Source organism: Pseudoalteromonas rubra (assembly GCF_005887115.1).
In the GTDB taxonomy this organism is placed as follows: Bacteria; Pseudomonadota; Gammaproteobacteria; order Enterobacterales; family Alteromonadaceae; genus Pseudoalteromonas; species Pseudoalteromonas rubra_F.
In genome coordinates this window covers 290,527-309,963 of record NZ_PNCJ01000014.1, presented here as the reverse complement: position 1 = coordinate 309,963, position 19,437 = coordinate 290,527, and the positions used below count along the sequence as shown (strand labels likewise).

The window sequence follows — 19,437 nt, the reverse complement described above, 5'->3', positions numbered from 1 at the left end:
ATTCGCAAGATTGCCAGATAAACCTTACTTACACTAGACAAAACGATGAGTAAGGAACTATCTATGGTCGATATTCTTTGTCAAAAAGTGATCCCTGCCAAGCCCCACATAGTGCTCGAAACGCTGCTTGATCACCAACAGTTGGGCCGCTTTTTTAACGCGCGATTTAAAGTTGTTCAGAGTGCTGTGCACCCGGCTATCCGTGGCGGCAGTGGCTGTATCCGGGAAGTCAGCATGCTCGGGATCCGATTTTATGAGCAGATCCTGCACGCCGACGAACATGCGATTCGCTACCAGATCGTTGGCGATTTCCCGGTTAAGAAACATCATGGCGAAATCCGTCTGCGTCGCTGTACTGACAAACAGTCCACTCAGGTTGATTACCATGTACGCTTCGCGGCGCCCAGATATTTACCTGGCTTTGTGCTTCGTCGTGTTGTCACACGAGACATCAACCTTGCATTGACCCGACTGGAGGCTCTGTATGCCCCCTGTTGAACTCATTTTACTGCTACTTAGCCCGGTATTTATTGTTGCTATTGCATTAGAGTACCACCTTGCCCGACGTAATTATTGCCTCACGGATAGCCTGCATAATGTAGTGCTTGCCTTACTGCACCAGGGCAGTGATATGCTGGCCTTAATCGTGTTGATGCCACTATTCTATTGGCTCCATACTTTTGCCTTGTTTGACGTGCCGCTGACACCACTTAACCTCATTGGCGCCTTTTTACTCCAGGATTTTTTATATTACTGGTTTCATCGTGCATCCCATAAAGTACACTGGCTGTGGCTGGCGCATGTGGTCCACCACAGCTCGAAACAGATGAACTTCTCGACGGCCTTTCGTCAAAGTTTGCTTTACCCGGTTGTTGGAATGTGGCTTTTCTGGACCCCGATGATCTTGTTGGGCTTTGCACCCGAGTTGGTATTGGCTATCGTTGCCATTAACCTCGCCTTTCAGTTTTTTGTTCATACGCAGCTTGTCGGCCAGCTAGGCTGGCTTGAATGGGTGTTTAATACTCCAACGCATCATCGTATTCACCATGCCAGCAACCCGTGTTATCTGGACAAAAACTTTGCTGGTGTATTGATCATTTGGGACAAGTTATTTGGCACCTATATCGATATACAGCCCGCAGAAAAGATCCGCTATGGGATCGTCGGCAGTGCACCAAAAGAGACTCTCCTGTCTATCAACTTCCATGAATGTCGGGTGTTGCTGGGAAAACTGAACAAAGCCAGGGGGCTAAAAAACAAACTCAGGCAACTATTTTCAGCGCCACGGCATAGAGATTAAGCATCGTCAGTCAGCCACTTAATGACAGAACCATAAAAATTACACTTTATAGTTTACTTTTGCGCCAAAACAAAAGTAAACTATACAGTGTAGTTTACTTTTGGGTAGCACAATGAAGAAGTGGTTTGTTATTTTTGCCGTTATTTTAGGCAGCATTACAGGGGGCTGTTCCATGATCTCTAATCTCAATGCACACGTACCGTCTCAGAATTATCAGTCTGAGCATTTTCAAGGCGGCCGGTTTAAAAACCAGCACCCAACCATGCCGACCAGCCTGAGCAAAACGCTGGCAATCACCTGGCGCTTTTTTACCGAAACCAAAATCGCTGCTGAGCCTAAGCAAGCCCTACCAGTAGAAACGATTACCCGTGCAAGCCTGGATGCTTTGTCAGACTCGGGGATTCATATCATTAAGCTGGGCCATTCCTCAGTGCTGCTAAAAGTAAATGGCGCTTATTGGTTGCTGGACCCCGTTTTCTCTGAGCGCGCTTCGCCTTTTTCGTTTATCGGACCAAGCCGCTTTCATAAACCACCCATTTCGCTTGATGCCCTGCCACCCATTGAGAAGGTGCTGATCTCGCACAACCACTATGATCATCTCGACAAAGACGCGGTGAAACAACTCAACGCAAAAACACGTCAGTTTCTGGTGCCATTGGGTGTAGAGGGGGATTTGGCTCGCTGGGGTATAGAAGCAGAAAAAATTCACTCATTTGATTGGTGGCAGGAGCAACATGAGCAGGATGTCATGCTGGCCTTTACGCCGACCCAACACTTTTCCGGGCGTGGTCTGAATGATGCGAACCGTACCTTGTGGGGTTCTTGGGTTATAAAAACGGCCCATGAGAGCCTGTATTTCAGCGGAGATTCAGGCTATTTTCCGGGCTTTAAAGCCATTGGTGAACGCTATGGTCCCTTTGACTATACCCTGATAGAAACAGGCGCCTATGATAGCGACTGGGCAGATATTCACATGACCCCTGAGCAAAGCGTGCAGGCACATCTGGATCTGCGTGGCAAAATCATGATCCCCATTCATAACGGGACCTTTGATCTGGCCTTCCACAGCTGGTACGACCCTCTGGAGCGAGTACTTAAAGCCGCTCAGCATCAGGGAGTGGTGATCAACACCCCGACCCCTGGCGAAGTGCTCACTATCAACCAGGCTTACTTAAATCGACTCTGGTGGCAGTCTTTGATGGCGCAAACCAGTCGCTAAAAAAGCAGCAAGAGAGCCTTGTTGACAGCACGTATACCGTCCGGGTTATACCTAGCAGTGGCAAGGTTCTCTTCTTTTCGTCTCTACTGTGGCTATCAAACCTGCCGCCTTAGCTGACAAAGCGTAGTAGAGACAATATCCAGCCTGCGCAAGTAGCTAAACAATCTGAACTGTAGCCACTCTCATAAATACCGCGCGCTCAGTGCGCTACATATTAGGGGGGCTTTTGCCATTGCTAGCCCCTCAGTAATTTCCATCCCCCTTATCAAGCCAGTTTGCGAGCTATACCAAGTGCGCAAACATTATCAATCGTCTCTGGTATACGCTAAATTCCGTCGCCAACCACAGCGATATGCTTCAACTAAGTGCTAGACTGATTTACCTGTATCCAAAGCGAGAAAAACAACATGACTACACGTGCCACCACACTCAACCACTATCAGCAACGGTTGTTGCGTGTGATTGACTATATGTATGACCATGTTGAGCAGGATCTGGACGTGAACACACTGGCCGACGTGGCCTGTATGTCTTGTTATCACTTCCATCGCATTTTTCGCGAGTTTATGGGTGAACCGGTAAACGCCACGGTCAGGCGTATGCGCATGTTGAAAGCGGCATCCTATTTAGTTCGCAGCACACTGACGCAGCAGCAGATAGCCAAGCGGGTAAATTATGGCAGCGTTGAAGCCTTTAACCGGGCATTCAGCCGTCATTATGGCATGACGCCCAATCAATTTCGTCAGCAACAGCAAGGCTATCCGCTGCACAGCGCTGCGTTTTATCCGGCTCAACCACAGGAGTACAAGATTATGTATCAGGTAGAACAAACGCAACAAAATGCCTTAACCCTTATTGGCCTGGCACACCAGGGGGATTATATGCAGATAGGTAAGACCTTCGAAAAGCTCGGTATGATGGCTGGCAGTAAAGGCCTTATCAACGAGCAGACTCGTTACTTTGGTATTTATTATGACGACCCGCAAACTGTCGATCAGGACAACCTCAGGGCCATGGCATGTATCACTCTTGCCTCTGGCACTGAGTTCGATAAAGAGACCTTTGAAGCCGTGACTATTCCGGCAGGTAAGCTGGTCTCGCTGACCTTTAAGGGTGATTACAGCGAACTGGAGCAACCCTACAACTGGTTATTTGGCCAATGGTTGCCGCAAAGTGGCCTGGAACTGATGGATTTCCCACCGTTTGAAGAATATCTGAATGATACCCGGGACACCGCGCCCCAGGACTTACTCACCAGGATTAACTGCCTGGTGCAGGTCTAGATACGTATTGCATCACCGCACTTAACAGCGTGTCAACCAATTCATTCGCCTGTTGCTGCGAAGGTGCTTCGGCATAGCACCGCAGCTCGGGCGCGTTACCCGATTGCCTTAGATGAACGATGCGCTCTGCATCCAGAGCAAAGCGAACCCCATCCAGCGTGCTCAGAACTTTGGGTGTGCCACGACATGTCAGCATAGCTGCAAGCCGCTGAGGTTGCTGCTGAAGTAAAGCTAACAGGCGATCTGAGGCAGTTTTTTCGATACCTTGCAGGCGGTGGCTGGCAGTAAAGCGACTTTCATACTGAGACATTAACTGAGCCAGATTGGTGCCACATCGCTTGCTCAAATAGAGGATTGCCAGCAGAGGGAGTAAGGCATCCCGGGTGGGCAAGCGCACCATGGTCCTACCCTCTATCGTGATATCTGACCCCAGTAAAAAACCACCATTGGCTTCAAAGCCAGCGACCGCCTCGAAACGCTCCGCCAGGACAGTCAACTGCTCGATAACATAAGGGGAGCCAATTCGCGTGCGCTGAATCTGCTTAAATTCACCACTTAGCTCCAGTGAGGAATTACAATTCAGCGGCACACTGAGTGCCTTGATGCCCAACGCTTTAGCGCACAACAGCCCGAGCATATCACCTCTGTGCCAGTGCCCGGTATGGTCTGCTATCATTGGCCTGTCGCCGTCTCCATCGGTGCTGAATAGCAAATCCAGCTGATGCTCTTTGGTCCAGTGCTTGGCTGTTACTATATCTTGTTCGCTGAGGGCTTCCGTATCAACCGGGACAAATTCCTCACTGCGACCCAGGCAGATAACCTGCGCCCCCAGAGTTCGTAATATAGACGCGTATAGCTCACGCCCAGCACTAGTGTGTTCATACAGGCCAATCCTCTGCCCCGCACACAAATCTGCCGGAAAAACATCGACCATCCGCGACAAATATGGAGAAGTAACCAGGCTGTCGGGCACTGGAAGTGGTTGTATCGTCAAAGGGCCAAGGACTGAGCGACAAGCCAATATCGCGGCTTCATCAGCTTTATCTATTTCGCCATGTGGATGATAAAATTTTAATCCGTTACGATCATGAGGTATATGACTGCCTGTGACCATTACCGCTGCCATGGCGTTGTGCTGTGCATACAAAGCCAGTGCGGGCGTCGGCAACACTCCACCAAAGCGCACCTCAATGCCAAGGGCACGTAGGGCACTGCTACAATATTGAGCAATTTGTGGACTGGAGGGGCGATTATCCATGCCCAAAACCACCGCACCGAAATGATAGCGTGCGCTAAGTCGCTCAATCATCGCCACCATAAATGCCTGGCATACCTGAGCTGTGAACTGAGTATTTAGACCTCTGGCACCACTGGTACCAAACTGAATACCACTTTGCGCAAAAATGTGTGCACAATCAGCTGACATCTTTACCTCCCCGGGTGTAATCATCTTCAAAGCGGACGATATCATCCTCTCCCAAGTAACTGCCCGATTGCACCTCAATCAGCTGTAAATCCACTTTACCTGGGTTGCTAAGCCGATGTACAACCGTTGCAGGGATAAACACGGATTGGTCCTCGCTCAGTAAACGACGCTCATCGCCAATTTCTATCGCTGCCGTACCAGACACCACCACCCAGTGCTCCGCACGATGATAGTGCAATTGCCGTGACAAGCTATGTCCTGGTCGTACAGTGATCCGCTTGACTAAAAACCGTTCGTCCCGATCCACAATGTCATACTTACCCCAGGGACGGTAAACTTCTCTGTGCTGAGTCACTTGTGCTACATCACGGCTTTTCAGCTCATCGACCAGTGATTTGATCGCCTGGCTCTGACTGCGATGAGCCACCAGGAGCGTATCTTTGGTGTCAACCACGACCAGATCCTGCACCCCAACCGTCGCCACCAGCCGATCTTGCGTTATCACTAAATTATCCTGAGAATCCAACGCCGTAACATCGCCAAGATGAACATTGCGATGTGTGTCTTTGGGCAAAGTTTGCCAAAGCGCCTCAAAGCTACCAATGTCATTCCAGTTTGCATTCATAGGCACCACGGCAGCGCGCTCCGTGTGCTCCATTACGGCATAATCTATCGATTCGGCTGGCGATGCCAAAAAAGCGTCACGGTTTATTCGGGTAAAGTCCAGATCGGGCTGCAGCTTTGCTATCGCCTGCTCACAGGCCTGCAGAATATCGGGCCGATACAGTGCCAACTCATTCAGATAATCGCTGGCCTTGAATAAAAACATCCCACTGTTCCAGAGATAGTTACCGTTATCAAGGTAACGCTGCGCAGTTGAAACATCTGGTTTTTCGACAAAAGCAGCAACTCCAGCACCAATCACCTGACCGATGTCGTCCTTTAATGATGCACCACATTGAATATATCCATAGCCTGAGTGCGGGCTGTCAGGAGTGATACCGAACGTCACCAGTTTGCCACTTTGTGCCAATACCAGGCCTTGATTAACACTTTGCCTGAAAGCTGTGACATCTCCAATATAGTGGTCCGACGCCAGAACTAACAAGACAGGATCTTCTCCCTGACTTCGAGCTTTCAACGCGGCAAGTGCTATGGCTGGAGCGGTATTGCGCCCTTGCGGTTCCAGTATGATCCCGCCAGGCCGATAGCCAATCGCCCTCACTTGCTCCGCACAAATAAACCGGTGCTCCTCGTTACAGATCAACAACGCTGGCTGGTGTCTGCCGGGCTCCAGTCGCTGTAGCGTGTCTTGCAACAATGAGAGTGAGGAACCAAGTTGTAAAAACTGTTTTGGATAACGCTCACGCGACAAGGGCCAAAGCCGGGTTCCGGATCCACCACATAAAATAACCGGTAATATCATCTTTACTCTACCCAGACACCCTACATGCGTGCCAATGTTCAACTATTTCAATTCACCATTTTACCTGCTGACCCAGCAAAGGGGCAATGCTCTATGCTTCACTCAGTATTCACTCTGATAGGCTACACTCTCTTATCGCCTAACGTACCCTCAGATTGATAATCCGGTATATGATATGATCTTACAATGCCATTACTGGTCAAGCCACAATTGGCAACCAAGGATACTCTCAGTACTCACCTGCACTCAATGCAGACCCAAGGAGCTTTAGCATGTCGGGCAAGACCCTTTTCAACCCCATAGCGGTGTTCGTTCTCTTTTTCATATTGTTGCTGCAAAGCACTATTCAGGTGCAGGCCAAAACGATGCAACAACCTAAGCTCGCCATTGTGGGCTCAGGACCTCTGGTAGCGAAAGGAAACGGCCAGTCTATTCCAATCACCTACCAGCATATTGACGCCGTTGATGTGGAATTGCTGCGCCTCACCAGCGCACATGATTTTCTCAGCCGCTATTATCTGACGGACAAGTTGTACCCGAGCTCACTGGATAGATTGCAATATACCTATGACAGTGTCTTTGCCGATAGATTTACACTGCCCCAAACTACTCAGGCCGGTATTCAGTCGGCCCGATTGCCGATACCAAAGTCGCTCTCCAGTGGTTGGTACATAATCGTGCTAAAAGCTCCGGGTATGTTTAATGAACTACAGGCCAAGCACCTGCTGCTGACCGACCTGGGCATTCAGGCTAAGGTGTTTAAGCGACATGCCAGTTTGCAAATCAACCGCCTTTCTACAGGACGCTCAGTCAAAGGCGTCAAAGTTAAGGCCTTTCGCAAGCATGAGTTACTGAGAGAGACGAAAACCGATCAGCATGGTGCTGTGCACTTTGATATCCAGCTGCATCGGGAGGACATCGTAGTTGCAGAGTATACCAACAGTGAGGGCGAATCTGAGTATGCGCTGTTGCCCATCAAAGAAGTGCCATTGGATTTATCGGATTACCAGGTTGGCGGACGCCCCTACCAGGATATGGAGGCATATATTTATAGTAACCGGGACCTGGTAAAACCCGGGGAATCTCTGCCCATAAATATTTTGCTGCGCAATGCCGATGGTGTTGCCATTACAGAGCAGCCCGTCACTGTAACTGTGACTAACCCCTTGCAAGAGGAAATACTGCGCGAACAGCTGACATCAGGTGATGCGGGCTTTTTCAACACACATTTATATACCGATACAGGCTGGCCAACCGGGCGCTATAAGGTCTCAGTGATGCTTGACCCAACCGCCCGCTCAGCCATAGGTCACTTTGAATTTCAGTTGGAAGAGTTTGTGCCCGAGCGTATGGACCTGACCTTCAGCGGACAAAGCACTTTTGTTACTGCAGGTAAATCCATGCCAATAGCAGTGCAGGGGCGCTATTTATTCGGCAGCCCCGCAGCAGGAAACACCTTAAAAGCAAGCCTGGTGCATCGAGCCGTACGCCATTACCCGGGCCCATTTGCCGACTTCTTCGTTGGCGAGGATTTTTATCTCAGCAATCGCTTTCAAACACTCCCTGATCAGCGCTTATCTGAACAGGGCACGCTGGCCCTCTCGCTCCCCACAGTGAGTGCCGACATACTCAAAAGCCCGGTAGCAACGCAAGTGAACCTGAACCTGCTGGAATCTGGTGGCGCCGCCGTACAACGACGATTGAGCTATTCCAGCTGGAAATCCAGCCCAATACCCGCGGTTAAGCCTGCTCAGGCTGAGTTCAAATATGCTTCAGATGCGCAGTTCGAGCTGGCACTACTCAGCCCCGATGGTCAGCACTTAACAAGTGGAGAGCTGGAGGTCGAACTCAGTTATGATCAGGGCCGTTATTTCTGGTTTTATGAAGAAGGCATAGGCTGGCGGCGCCAGTCTCAGCCTCAGTGGCGCAGTGAAGCCAAACAAAGCGTGGCTCTCAATCAGGACACCCACACGGTGCAATTCCCCGTCGATTGGGGAAACTACCGCCTGACGATCACAGACAAGCAAAGCAAAGTCAAAACAGTTTATGACTTTTATGCCGGCTGGCATCGGGGGTATCAGCAGCTCAAAGCCAAACCACAGCACCTGTCAATCCAACTGGATAAACGCCATTATCATGCTGGTGATATGTTGCTCGTTGAACTGGATGCACCGGCCGATGGACAGCTACAACTGGCACTGGAAGCCGACAGTGTACTGTGGACGCAAAGCCAGTCTGTTAGCAAAGGTAAAACGACGCTGCACGTCCCACTCGATAAATCGCTGGCTCGACACGACCTCTACCTCAGCGCCACCTTGTTCAGCGGCCACTCCAGTGCGTTGCAACGCCACTTTGGCATTGTCCCTGTCAGGCTGGCACGCGAAGACCGGGAGCTGAAGCTGGACCTGACTTTACCGGATAAAATTGAGCCGCTTAAGCCACTGACCGTGGAAATTCACACCTCTGATATCGCTGAGTCACAAGCCGAGCAAAGCTGGGTCACCCTGTCGGTTGTCGATAAAGGGATCCTGAACCTGAGTCGTTATTATCCTGTCGACCCGCATCACTATCTCTTTAATCAGCGCCGCTATGGTGGCGATGTGATTGACTTGTATTCACGACGTTACGATAACCGTCCCGATCCGTTTGCTCAGTCCCGCTTTGGCAGTGACAGTAATGAGCGCAGTGACAACCGCAACGATAATCTGGTCGAGAGTAAAACCGTGATCCTGATGACCCAGCCGATCCAATTGCTTGACGGCAAAGCCAGCATTACAGTCGATATGCCTGATTACAATGGTGAAGTACAAATCGTCGCAACCGCTTTCAACCACTCTCAGGTAGGCCATAAGGTCGAAGCTCGCCCAGTCAGTGCGCAGGTGATCGCTGAGCTGAGCGTGCCACGTTTTTTGGTGCCCAAAGATGAGACTTCTGTCACGCTGGATCTGCACAACGTCAGTGGCCGTGAACAGACTCTGTCAGTCACGGTCCAGCCCTCAGGCCCGGTACAATTTGTCGATGAACACACATTTACGGTAACCCTGGCCGACCAGGCCCATTGGAGTCGCTCCATGCGCGTACTTGTTGGCGCTCCCCCCTGGTCGCATACCGCAACGGTAAAAATTGAGTTGCAGGGCACTGACGTATCACAGACACGCAGCTGGTCTGTGCCCATCAAAGCCATCGAACCTGAGCTGGTGCAGGCGACCACGCATATGTTACCGCCCGGACAAACTTATCAGGTCGATTCAACGCTTTGGCAGGGGCTGCACATTGACGAGACAGACCCTGGCACCTTATATGCCAGTCATACGCCCAGGCTCCCCATCAGAGAATATGCATCTGCGCTGCGTGCCTATCCTTATGGATGCGCGGAACAAACCACCAGTAAAGCCTGGCCCTTTTTACTAAAACACCCTCAGCTTGAAGGCTTGTTAAAGCAAGCTTTGGACCGTGAGCAGGCAAAAGCCGGGCAACCTGACGATCCGCGTACACTGATCAGCCAGTCCGTACAACGACTCAAAACCATGCAAAAACCCAGCGGAGGATTCGCATTGTGGGATGCCCGGGGCAATGAACAGCCCTGGTTAAGTGCCTATATCACGGAGTTTTTGACTCTGGCACACGCAGCTTTCCCGGGTACAGTCCCGCCAAGTATGCTCAACCGGGCCCACTACCGCATGCTCAGGTATACTCGCGATAACCTAGTCGACGACCTGAGTCAGGATGCATTTGAGGCAACCGCTGCAAAGAGCTTTGCAGCTTATCTTGCCAGCCAGCGTGGCCAACTCAGTTACAGTGACCTGGAGTCAATGCGGATCAAGGAATACCCTTCCAGATTAAGTTTGTTGCATATGGCGTCTGCATTAGCTGACGTAGGTGCTATCCAGCAAGCCGCGGCGCTGCTCAGACAAGCCAATACTTTTGATCGTACGGCTGATTATTTTGCAGATTATGGATCAACCTTACGTGACGATGCCCAGTCAGTCCTGGTACTGACCAGACTGGCAAGACATACCGCGCTGCGTTCTCAGTCTCGTACATTACAAACTCAATTACTTGAGCAACTGCCAGAACAAGCACTTAAAACCTGGCTCAGCACACAAGAGCGTGCGGCTTTGCTGCGTACCGCGGTGCATATCAGTGAAGCAAACGCTCATCACCCAGTGCGACTAGAGATTGATGGTGAACAGACACAGGCGCCTGACGTGGTGAGCCATACACTGTCGCAGACAATGACACTCAATAATCCACATGACGAACCGGTTTATCTGCAATTGATGGCCAAAGGCCGGCTTAAGCTGGATTCCAGTATTGCTAATGAAATCAGCCCCTTTAATACGCTGGAAACCAAACGTATGGTCAGACGCTTGTTTGATCTGAACGGACAACCGCTGGATACAGCCCGCTTCAAAGTGGGAGAACGACTCATGGTCATACTCGATATACAAACCAAAGAGCCGGTTCCGGATGCACTGCTGATTGAACGTATCCCAGCCGGGTTTGTATTGGAAAACCCGGCCCTGATGCAAGGCCCGCCGATATCTCAGCTATTGCCAAAACACGTCAAGCTGGCCGCCACAGACCACACGGAGTATCGCAACGACCGATTTGTGGCAGCGCTCAAACTCACAACCCGAAAATATCAGTTTGCTTATATATTGCGCGCTGAAGTGCCCGGGGTTTACCAGGTGCCGCCGAGTTACCTTGAGTCCATGTACCGACCTCATAAGCATGTGATTTACTGGCAATACCCCTATCAAATGGAGGTCATTCGCTAAGATGCCATATGAGCGCAATGAGAATGGCCATTAGTTCGATGCAACCGTCGCGCATTTTTCGGTATGCGCTGTGCACAGGGGTGCTATGCCTGCTTCTGCTCCTGAAGTGGCTGGATTGGTTTTACCCCTTGCCAAAGCCTTATCCGGATGGGCCGGCAACCGTTGTGACAGCCAGTGATGGACAACAGTTACGGTCGTTCAGTGATGCCCGTGGTGTACATCGCTATCAGGTCACTGTATCGGACGTCGACCCTTTTTATCTGACAGCCTTACTGGATTACGAAGACCGCTGGTTTTATTATCACCCTGGTGTGAATCCGTTCGCCCTTTGTCGAGCATTGTGGCAATGGCTGGCACATGGGCGAATTATCTCCGGCGGCTCCACACTGACTATGCAGGTTGCCAGACTGCTGGACCCACACGAACGTTCCGTTGCAGGAAAGTTGAAACAAATCGCCAGAGCACTGCAACTGGAATGGCACTACAGCAAGTCCGAAATCCTGACTTTGTATCTTAATCTGGCACCATTTGGCGGCAATATAGAGGGCGTCGAGGCTGCCTCACGGCGTTATTTTAATAAGTCCGCCCATTCCTTATCGATTAATCAGTCTGCCTTACTCGTCGTGTTGCCACAAAAGCCTTCATATAATCGCCCAGACAGATACCCTGAGCGTGCCAAAGCGATGAGAAACAAGGTACTCAGACGCCTGGCCGACAGTCAATTACTGGCGCCCGAAAAACTCACCCTGCTTAGCCAAGAAGCGGTGCGTTTAGAACAAACTATGCATGCCCCGCTTGCGCCCTTGTTAAGCCGCAGACTTAAGCGCCAAAACCCAGCCCAGCATGTGATCCGCACAACGCTGGACTACACTTTACAACAACGCCTCAGTCAATTACTGGCAAATACCAAACACAGATTAACCGACAAGAGTTCGGCAGCAGTACTAATCGTGCACAATCAGCGCGCCGAAATACTGGCCTATCAGGGCTCCGTTGATTTTAACGATGATAGTCGTTTTGCCCACGTCGATATGATCCGTGCAATACGCTCACCCGGCTCGACACTTAAGCCTTTTATCTATGGACTGGGTCTGGATCTTGGCCTGATCCACAGTCAGAGCCTGATGAGTGACATACCAAGTAACTTCGATGGCTATAAACCACAAAACTTAACAGGACGCTTTAGTGGTGCTGTCAGTGCTACCAAGGCGCTGCAACACTCCCTCAATATCCCAGCCATACAGCTATTACACCGGATAGGTGCCGAGCGCTTTGAGCATCAGTTACGCAATGCGCAGGTTCAATTGCACCATCAGGATGCCAATCTGGCTGTCGGGCTCGGTGGCACTGGCATAGAGTTAATACAACTTGCCCGCTTATACCGATCGCTGGCAAGTCAAGGCAACGTACAAGACTTGTCGCTTATTGCAGACAGCCCTGGTTATCCTCGCCCCGAGTTTTCACTGCTCTCGCCCGCGGCAAGCTGGATTACCTTTGATATGTTGAGCCAGCTTTCTGCACCGGATCGAGTTGTTCCCAGTAATCGGCGTAGAATAGCCTGGAAAACCGGGACTAGTTATGGCTATCGGGACTTCTGGTCGGTCGGCGTCAGCCCGGACTACACAGTGGCCGTTTGGGTTGGCCGACCCGATGCCAGCCCGGTGGTCGGATATCTGGGAGCAACGCGCGCCGCGCCGCTGATGTTTGATGTGTTCGACTTACTGCCCCACGACACCCGCAGCCTAACCCAGCCGGCTTCGGTGATGTCTGCGCAGATATGCTGGCCAGGCGGCCTTGCAAGTGACAATACACCTGCTGGTGCATGTCACAAACAGTTGCAGGCACATACACTCAATGGCATGACACCGCCGACCATGCAAAGTGAAGGGGATTTCGTCACTGAGTCTCGATGGCCAACAGAGCTTGCTACCTGGCTGGCATCCAATAATGCCCCCCTTTTACGCCGCAAAGACATCCAGCTGCGCATCACTCAGCCACGCAGTGGTCAGCATTATTACACGGGGCAAGTATCAGAATTAAGGTTAGTCGTATCGGGCGCAGAGAGTGCGCCATCAGATGCCGTACGGTGGTACATTAACCATGTCCCTCACAGCGATGCAACTTTGTCATTATCAGATTATCAGGGAAATGTCGTGATCACCGCATGTTTGGCAGAGCACTGTGATCAGCAGCATATTGTAATACATCCCTGATATTTACCGATCACTTCATCGCGGTTTTTAAATAGTTCACAACCGTATTTAAATCGACCAGGCGCTGCTGTGCTTCTTCTTTACTGATCCCCTGAATGGCTTCGTAATCGTCAAGAAAAATAGCACTGTCATAATCGCCCGTTGAGGCATTTCTGACATACACCAGCACATAGCAATACCGTAGTATAGAATCCAGATATCGGAAAAACTCAATGTCATCTGCACTGAGGTCGGGTTTTACACCACCACCTAGCCGGTTGATAAACACCTGTTTAACATAAACACTCTGCTCACCCAGAGTGTATTTAACAACACCATAACAGCCATTGTTACTTATTGATTCAGAGCAGATATCTTCGGCTGGTAGTAAGCCAGTCTGATGCATAACTTCATTCCTGATAACATTAGTTTCATATAATGTTAGAACAAAATTACAAAATAACTATAAATTGACATGAACAACCCCCAAAAGAGTGCCTGAGGACTCTTTTGGGGAAATTTTATCGATTTTAGGTGCTACGTATAGTTATGCTTAGCTGTCTCAGACACTACGCGTCGCCAAAGCCGGAGAGACTCTGGTTGCCATCCAGGCAGGTTGACATACAGCCAGCTGTCCTACAATCAAGATGACACCGGCAACTTGCAACAGATAAACAACCGGCACCGGCGCCATATCAAAGTGGTTGACTAACTGCACATTTGCAAGCAATGCACAGATCACACCGACAACAATGCCCACTGATGTAACAATGGCGTTTTCTGTCATGCAATAACGCAGTATGTCTGTCCGGCTGGCTCCCAACGCCCTACGAGTGCCAATCTGCTTGCGACGTTTAACCACGGTAAACCTAGCCTGCCCGAATATTCCCAGCAAAGTCAAAAGCACCAGCCCGACAATCACCCAATACAGCGTCTTAATTGCGGCCGTTTCCGATTTGAACTTATCCGCTCGGATCTGCTGGTAATCCATCACTTTATCTAATTGACGGCCCGGTGTTTTCATCAACTCTCTGACTACCTGTTGTTTTGCCTGTTCCAGCTCACCCGGTCTCGAGCGAATCAACATTTTATAGTTGCTACTGATGTGTCGTAACGGGATCAATACGGTATTGGCATGGGAATACCAGCCAGGCCAGACGGACTTCAGATCTTTAACGATCCCTTTGACAATAAAAGGCTCATAATTAAGGTAAACAGTAGTTCCCAAAATCGCGCGCCAGTCATCCGGGTAGTACAGCTCTGCAAACCCTTTAGATACCACAGCTTGTGTTGCATCAGCGCTAAAATCTATTGAATCCTGAACCTCAGCTTCGCTTGGTCCTTCTCCGGCTATCAGCTCTAAGCCCATAGCCGCAATGGCATGTTCATCACCGGTAAAGTAACCCGTATAGATATTCATGTCTTCTTCGGTGGGTCCTAACCCCGTAGGAGCATAGCTTCCCCAGTCGCTAAGTGGAAATGAGTTCATCACAGTGACATTTTCAACACTGGGAAGAGCACGCACATCGCGTAAGTCCTGCTTAACCAGTGCGATCATTTCCTCTGCCTCACTACTTTGTACGTTCGTGTGTAGTGTAAAAATCACCTCCTCATCCAAGCCACTCGGCTCAATCAGTAACGCTTCCTTCTGAATGATCAGGTACACGGCATTGACCAAAATAGTAAAGGTCACGGCAATTTGTAAAATCAGTAACAATGGTGCTGATTTGGAACGCCAGAGAGTACTCAAAATCGGTTTTAAGTCTTTCATGTGACAACTCCTATAAACTCTTCAATTGAGCTGAAGGCTGGATCTGAGCAGCCCGATAGATAGGCCACAATCCAAACACCGTGCTGCTCACCACTGCCAGTACCACTGTCATAATCACAAGCGGGAAAGTCATCTGCATCAAGCCCTCTGGTAAATGAGCAAAAATATCGGCGGTTAAGCGCAAGCCAAGCTGAGCCAATGCCAGACCCAGAAAGCCTCCTAAGGTGCCGATAAGCACAGTCTCACAGCCAAATTGCATAGCAATGTGTTGCTTGCTGGCACCTACCGCTCTGCGTAGTCCCACTTCAGCCCCTTTACCATAAAACTTAATGAGCATCAGGCCCATACAGTTCAGTAAGCAAGCCACCAAAAACGCGAAGGCCAGCCAAACAGCAATAAAGTCGTCTTCTTCTACAATTTTATCTTCTTTAAGCGATTCCTTGATGTTAAAAACCTTGCTGAGGTTTTCGCGAGCAAAACGCCCCGACTCTTTTTGTTGCTCCACATAGGCATTAATGTGGTCCATGTAATCGCTACGTTGTGCCGCTGACGACAACTCCACCCAGTAACGGATCCAGACACATTCAGAGGCCAGGAACGTCTCCAGCGAACTGTCATCAAGTGGTGCCCAACATTGCCAACTCATTTCGCCTTTTGATAATAAGTTATTGTTTATCTGAAACTGGAATGGGGTGAATATGGGAAATGGCAGGCTGTGAGCGTGTTGACGTCCATGAAAAACCTGAGGAAGCGGCGACCAGCTGTCGAGCACTCCAACGATCCGAACCAGGTGTTTACCGATTAAGATATGCTGACCTACGGAGTTGGCGCCGGAAAACAGTCGATCGTTTGTTTGCTTATCTAACACCACCAGCGCCGCCCCTTCTTTGTCTTCTGTATCAGACCAGGGCGAACCATACTGGAAAGGGACATTAAACATTGCAAAAAAGTCATTGTTGACTGAATTGACGCGCAGCATTTTTGCTTCTTTCTCTGTCTGAAACTCACTGCGTACCATATTTTTATACATAACCACAGCGGATTGTCGTTGTCCTTTAGCTCCCTCTAACAGATTCATCGTATCCATATAGGTCAGCATAGGGGGGATCACTTCTTCTCCACCAGCTATCTGATAGGCTTTGTCAGGACTCCAACTACTTAAACGAACTGAGAAAGTGCGTTCACTCTTCTCGGGTAACGGATCCTTCGCCATCATAATACTGACGGTAGAGGTGATCATGGTAGCTGCAATGCCCATTGCGATTGTGCCTATCATAAGAGCGCTTAACAGCGGCGTCTTTTTAAGGCTTATCCAGGCAAGTTTGAAATAGTAACCAATTAACATGCCAACCTCCTGCTGACATGCCGACAAGACACCATAAAAGGTACAAACAATTCCCATTGCATATAATGAAGTAACATACTTATTCCTTTATTATTATTTAGTATTTCCTTTGATCAGGGGCCACACCATGTGGCCCCTGATTTAAACACTACGTGTTGCCAGTGCAGGCGAAACATGTGCGGCCTGCCAGGCAGGCTGGATCACAGCAAGCTGGCCTGCCGATAGCATAATCACTGCCCCAACCAGCAGGTAGTATGCCGGAACAGGAGCTAACCCAAAATAGCTCACCAATTGAGTGTTAACTATTACGGCACAGATCACGCCAATGGCAACCCCAACAAGCGTAACAATCAGATTTTCCATCAGATAATAACGTAATACCTGCACCCGGTTCGCGCCTAACGCACGGCGAGTGCCGATTTGTTTGCGCCGCTTAAGAATGGCAAAGCGTGCCTGACCGAATATCGCCAACATAGTCAATACTAACAGCCCAACCAATACCAACTTCAGAATTTCCAGCTCAGCAACATCCGAGCGATAACTTTCTTCTCGCGTCTGACTAAAAGGCTTGAGCTTGTCAATTTGCCTGCCCGGCGTTGCCAGCAACAATTCCTTCACATCAGACATTGTCTGCTCTAGCGTACCTGGTTGCGCTTTAACCATAATGCCAACCTTGTCATGAACTTCGAATGTTGGAGATAGCACCACATGATCGAACAGTCGCCAAAAACTCCAAACGGCTTTGAGGTTATCCACCACTCCAATCACTTGCTGTGGCTCATTCTGAACATACAGAGTTTTGCCCAGCACATCGCGCCAGTTATCAGGGTGTAATGTCTGCGCGAGTGCTCTGGAAACCACCACCTTTGCGCCAGGTTGTGCGCCATAATAGGAATGCGAGACATCGCTTTGTTCAAACCATTGCCCTGCGATAAGTTCCAGATCCAGCGTATCTCGGCTGTCAAAATTACTACCATAATAGCCACTTGAGGTGAGCTTATCCTCATCTGCCGGTCCATAACCAATATCGACAGACCGCCCAAACCCACTCATCGGGACTGATGTCACAGGAATTGCATTGTCTACCGTTTCAAGACCTTTGATATCTCTTATCACCTGTTCAAATTCAGCTACTCTGGCATCACCCTTTTCCTGCAGATTAATAAACAACGAAAACACCTGAGACTCATTGAGGCCGCTGGGCGCCGTCACTTTATCGTGCTTTTGTGAGACCATATAGACGGCATTGACAAATATCGTGAAGGTCACTGCTATTTGCAATATCAATAGCAAAGGAGATGTTTTACTGCGCCATATCGTTTTAAGAATCACGGTAAAATCTTTCATGATCCGCTCCTACAGACTCTTAAGTTGGCTAGAGGGCTGGATTTGAGCGGCTCGATAAATCGGCCACAGACCAAACAAAATACTGGTCACAACAGACAATCCGAGTGTCATGAGCATAATCCTCAAATCCATTTGCATAATGGTGGCATTAAGATAAGTGAATATTTGCTGTACCAGTTGCAGTCCCAGCTGCGCAAACAACAGACCCAGCACACCACCAAACAAACCAACCAGAAAAGCTTCACACAAAAATTGCCAGCAGATATCCCTGCGACTGGCACCAACCGCGCGCCTGAGTCCTATTTCACTCCCCTTGCCATAAAACTTAGTCATCATCAGACTCATACAATTGAGCAGACAGGCCAGTAAAAATGCAAACGCCAGCCACACAGCCATATCATTTTCATTACTGAGGACTTTCGCCCAGCGTAGATACTCCTCTATGGTGAATAGCCGACTGAGATTTTCTCTGGCAAACCGACCCGCCTGTTTCTGCTGTTCAACATAGGCGTTAATAAAGTCCATATACTGCGCTCTGTTTGCATCTGACTCCAGCTCAACCCAATAGAATAGCCAAACACAATCAGACGCCATAAAGTCGCTGAACGAAACATCTTCAATATCCTGCCAGCACGCCCAGGTCACATCATTGCGAGAGAAAATCTCCTGATTTATCTGATATTCAAGTGGCGCAAAAATTGACTCAGGATCGCGATAAGCATGAGAGGACAAGTAGTAAAATTTCGGGATTGGGAACCAGTCGTCCATTACCCCGACGACTTGCATCAGAGAGTCGCCCAAAACGATGTGGCGACCTACAGAATTAACACCACCGAACAGTTCTTCATTCAATGCTTTCGTGATAACAACAACCCGATTCCCTGCCCTATCATCCTGTTCAGACCAAGCGCCGCCGTATAAAAAGGGCACATCGAACATCGCAAAAAAGTCGTTGTGGGTAGTACGTATCATCCGCATCTGTGAATCACGCTGGGTTTGTTCCTCAGCACGACTCATCATTTTAAACAGGCCAAGTGCCGACTCGCGTTGCGCCTTACCTGCTGCTTTGAGGTTTTTCGCATCCCGATAAGACACCATTTCCGGAATTTCTTCCTGACCATCGACCATAAGGTAAGGCTGATCAGGACCCCAAACACTTAACTGTACGGTGAAAACACGGTCGCTTTTACCAGGTAAAGGATCTTTGGTTTTCATATAACTGACGGTGTAGGTCACCATTGCAGCGGCAATACCTAACGCGATCGTGCTCACCATGAGCATGCTCAATAAAGGTGTCTTACGTAAGCTGAGCCAGGCCAGCTTAAAGTAATAGGTTAGCATATGTAT

Annotated in this window: 13 protein-coding genes; 6 read left to right on the top strand and 7 right to left on the bottom strand. The window is 49.5% G+C overall.

Translation table 11 applies throughout. From position 1 onward, the window contains the following. Nucleotides 1-45 precede the first annotated feature (45 nt). The 4 genes from CWB98_RS10705 to CWB98_RS10690 all read left to right on the top strand — a co-directional run bounded on the left by CWB98_RS10705 (nucleotide 46) and on the right by CWB98_RS10690 (nucleotide 3,802). The gene (locus CWB98_RS10705; RefSeq protein ID WP_138544862.1) at nucleotides 46-498 is read left to right on the top strand and encodes an SRPBCC family protein; all 453 of its coding nucleotides are present in this window, start codon (nucleotides 46-48) and stop codon (nucleotides 496-498) included. Continuing rightward, nucleotides 485-1,300 carry a sterol desaturase family protein gene (locus CWB98_RS10700; protein WP_138544861.1) on the top strand — a complete coding sequence of 272 codons (816 nt, stop codon included), beginning with the start codon at nucleotides 485-487 and terminating at the stop codon, nucleotides 1,298-1,300. The genes CWB98_RS10705 and CWB98_RS10700 overlap by 14 nt, the downstream gene beginning before the upstream one ends. Before the next feature lie 112 nt (nucleotides 1,301-1,412). Further along, nucleotides 1,413-2,519, top strand: a complete 1,107-nt coding sequence (locus CWB98_RS10695; RefSeq protein WP_432765885.1) for an MBL fold metallo-hydrolase — start codon at nucleotides 1,413-1,415, stop codon at nucleotides 2,517-2,519. A gap of 407 nt (nucleotides 2,520-2,926) precedes the next feature. After that, complete coding sequence (locus CWB98_RS10690; protein WP_138544860.1) at nucleotides 2,927-3,802, top strand: AraC family transcriptional regulator; 876 nt, start codon at nucleotides 2,927-2,929, stop codon at nucleotides 3,800-3,802. Here the strand turns inward: CWB98_RS10690 and CWB98_RS10685 are convergent. Beyond that, nucleotides 3,780-5,228, bottom strand: a complete 1,449-nt coding sequence (locus CWB98_RS10685) for a phosphomannomutase (protein ID WP_138544859.1) — start codon at nucleotides 5,226-5,228, stop codon at nucleotides 3,780-3,782. The genes CWB98_RS10690 and CWB98_RS10685 overlap by 23 nt on opposite strands. Beyond that, nucleotides 5,218-6,654 carry a mannose-1-phosphate guanylyltransferase/mannose-6-phosphate isomerase gene (locus CWB98_RS10680; RefSeq protein ID WP_138544858.1) on the bottom strand — a complete coding sequence of 479 codons (1,437 nt, stop codon included), beginning with the start codon at nucleotides 6,652-6,654 and terminating at the stop codon, nucleotides 5,218-5,220. The genes CWB98_RS10685 and CWB98_RS10680 overlap by 11 nt, the downstream gene beginning before the upstream one ends. 272 nt (nucleotides 6,655-6,926) lie before the next feature. Here CWB98_RS10680 and CWB98_RS10675 point away from each other — a divergent pair, with 272 nt between their 5' ends. Both CWB98_RS10675 and pbpC read left to right on the top strand, forming a co-directional pair. Beyond that, nucleotides 6,927-11,435, top strand: coding sequence for an alpha-2-macroglobulin family protein (locus CWB98_RS10675; RefSeq protein ID WP_138544857.1), 4,509 nt, complete (start codon nucleotides 6,927-6,929; stop codon nucleotides 11,433-11,435). An 8-nt stretch (nucleotides 11,436-11,443) separates the two neighbouring features. After that, entirely contained in the window at nucleotides 11,444-13,648 is a 2,205-nt protein-coding gene (pbpC, locus tag CWB98_RS10670) for a penicillin-binding protein 1C (RefSeq protein ID WP_249364659.1), read from the top strand. 10 nt (nucleotides 13,649-13,658) lie between these two features. Here pbpC and CWB98_RS10665 read toward each other — a convergent pair whose 3' ends face one another. The 5 genes from CWB98_RS10665 to CWB98_RS10645 form a co-directional block, all read right to left on the bottom strand. Further along, entirely contained in the window at nucleotides 13,659-14,033 is a 375-nt protein-coding gene (locus tag CWB98_RS10665; RefSeq protein WP_138544856.1) for a hypothetical protein, read from the bottom strand. 156 nt (nucleotides 14,034-14,189) lie between these two features. After that, entirely contained in the window at nucleotides 14,190-15,398 is a 1,209-nt protein-coding gene (locus CWB98_RS10660) for an ABC transporter permease (protein WP_138544855.1), read from the bottom strand. A 10-nt stretch (nucleotides 15,399-15,408) separates the two neighbouring features. After that, complete coding sequence (locus CWB98_RS10655) at nucleotides 15,409-16,743, bottom strand: ABC transporter permease (RefSeq protein ID WP_138544854.1); 1,335 nt, start codon at nucleotides 16,741-16,743, stop codon at nucleotides 15,409-15,411. Nucleotides 16,744-16,884: 141 nt separating this feature from the next. Beyond that, nucleotides 16,885-18,090: an ABC transporter permease gene (locus tag CWB98_RS10650; RefSeq protein WP_138544853.1), complete on the bottom strand. Its 1,206-nt coding sequence runs from the start codon at nucleotides 18,088-18,090 to the stop codon at nucleotides 16,885-16,887. 9 nt (nucleotides 18,091-18,099) lie between these two features. Next, nucleotides 18,100-19,431 (bottom strand): ABC transporter permease, encoded by a 1,332-nt coding sequence (locus CWB98_RS10645; RefSeq protein ID WP_138544852.1) that lies wholly within the window; start codon nucleotides 19,429-19,431, stop codon nucleotides 18,100-18,102. Between the last annotated feature and the right edge of the window lie 6 nt (nucleotides 19,432-19,437).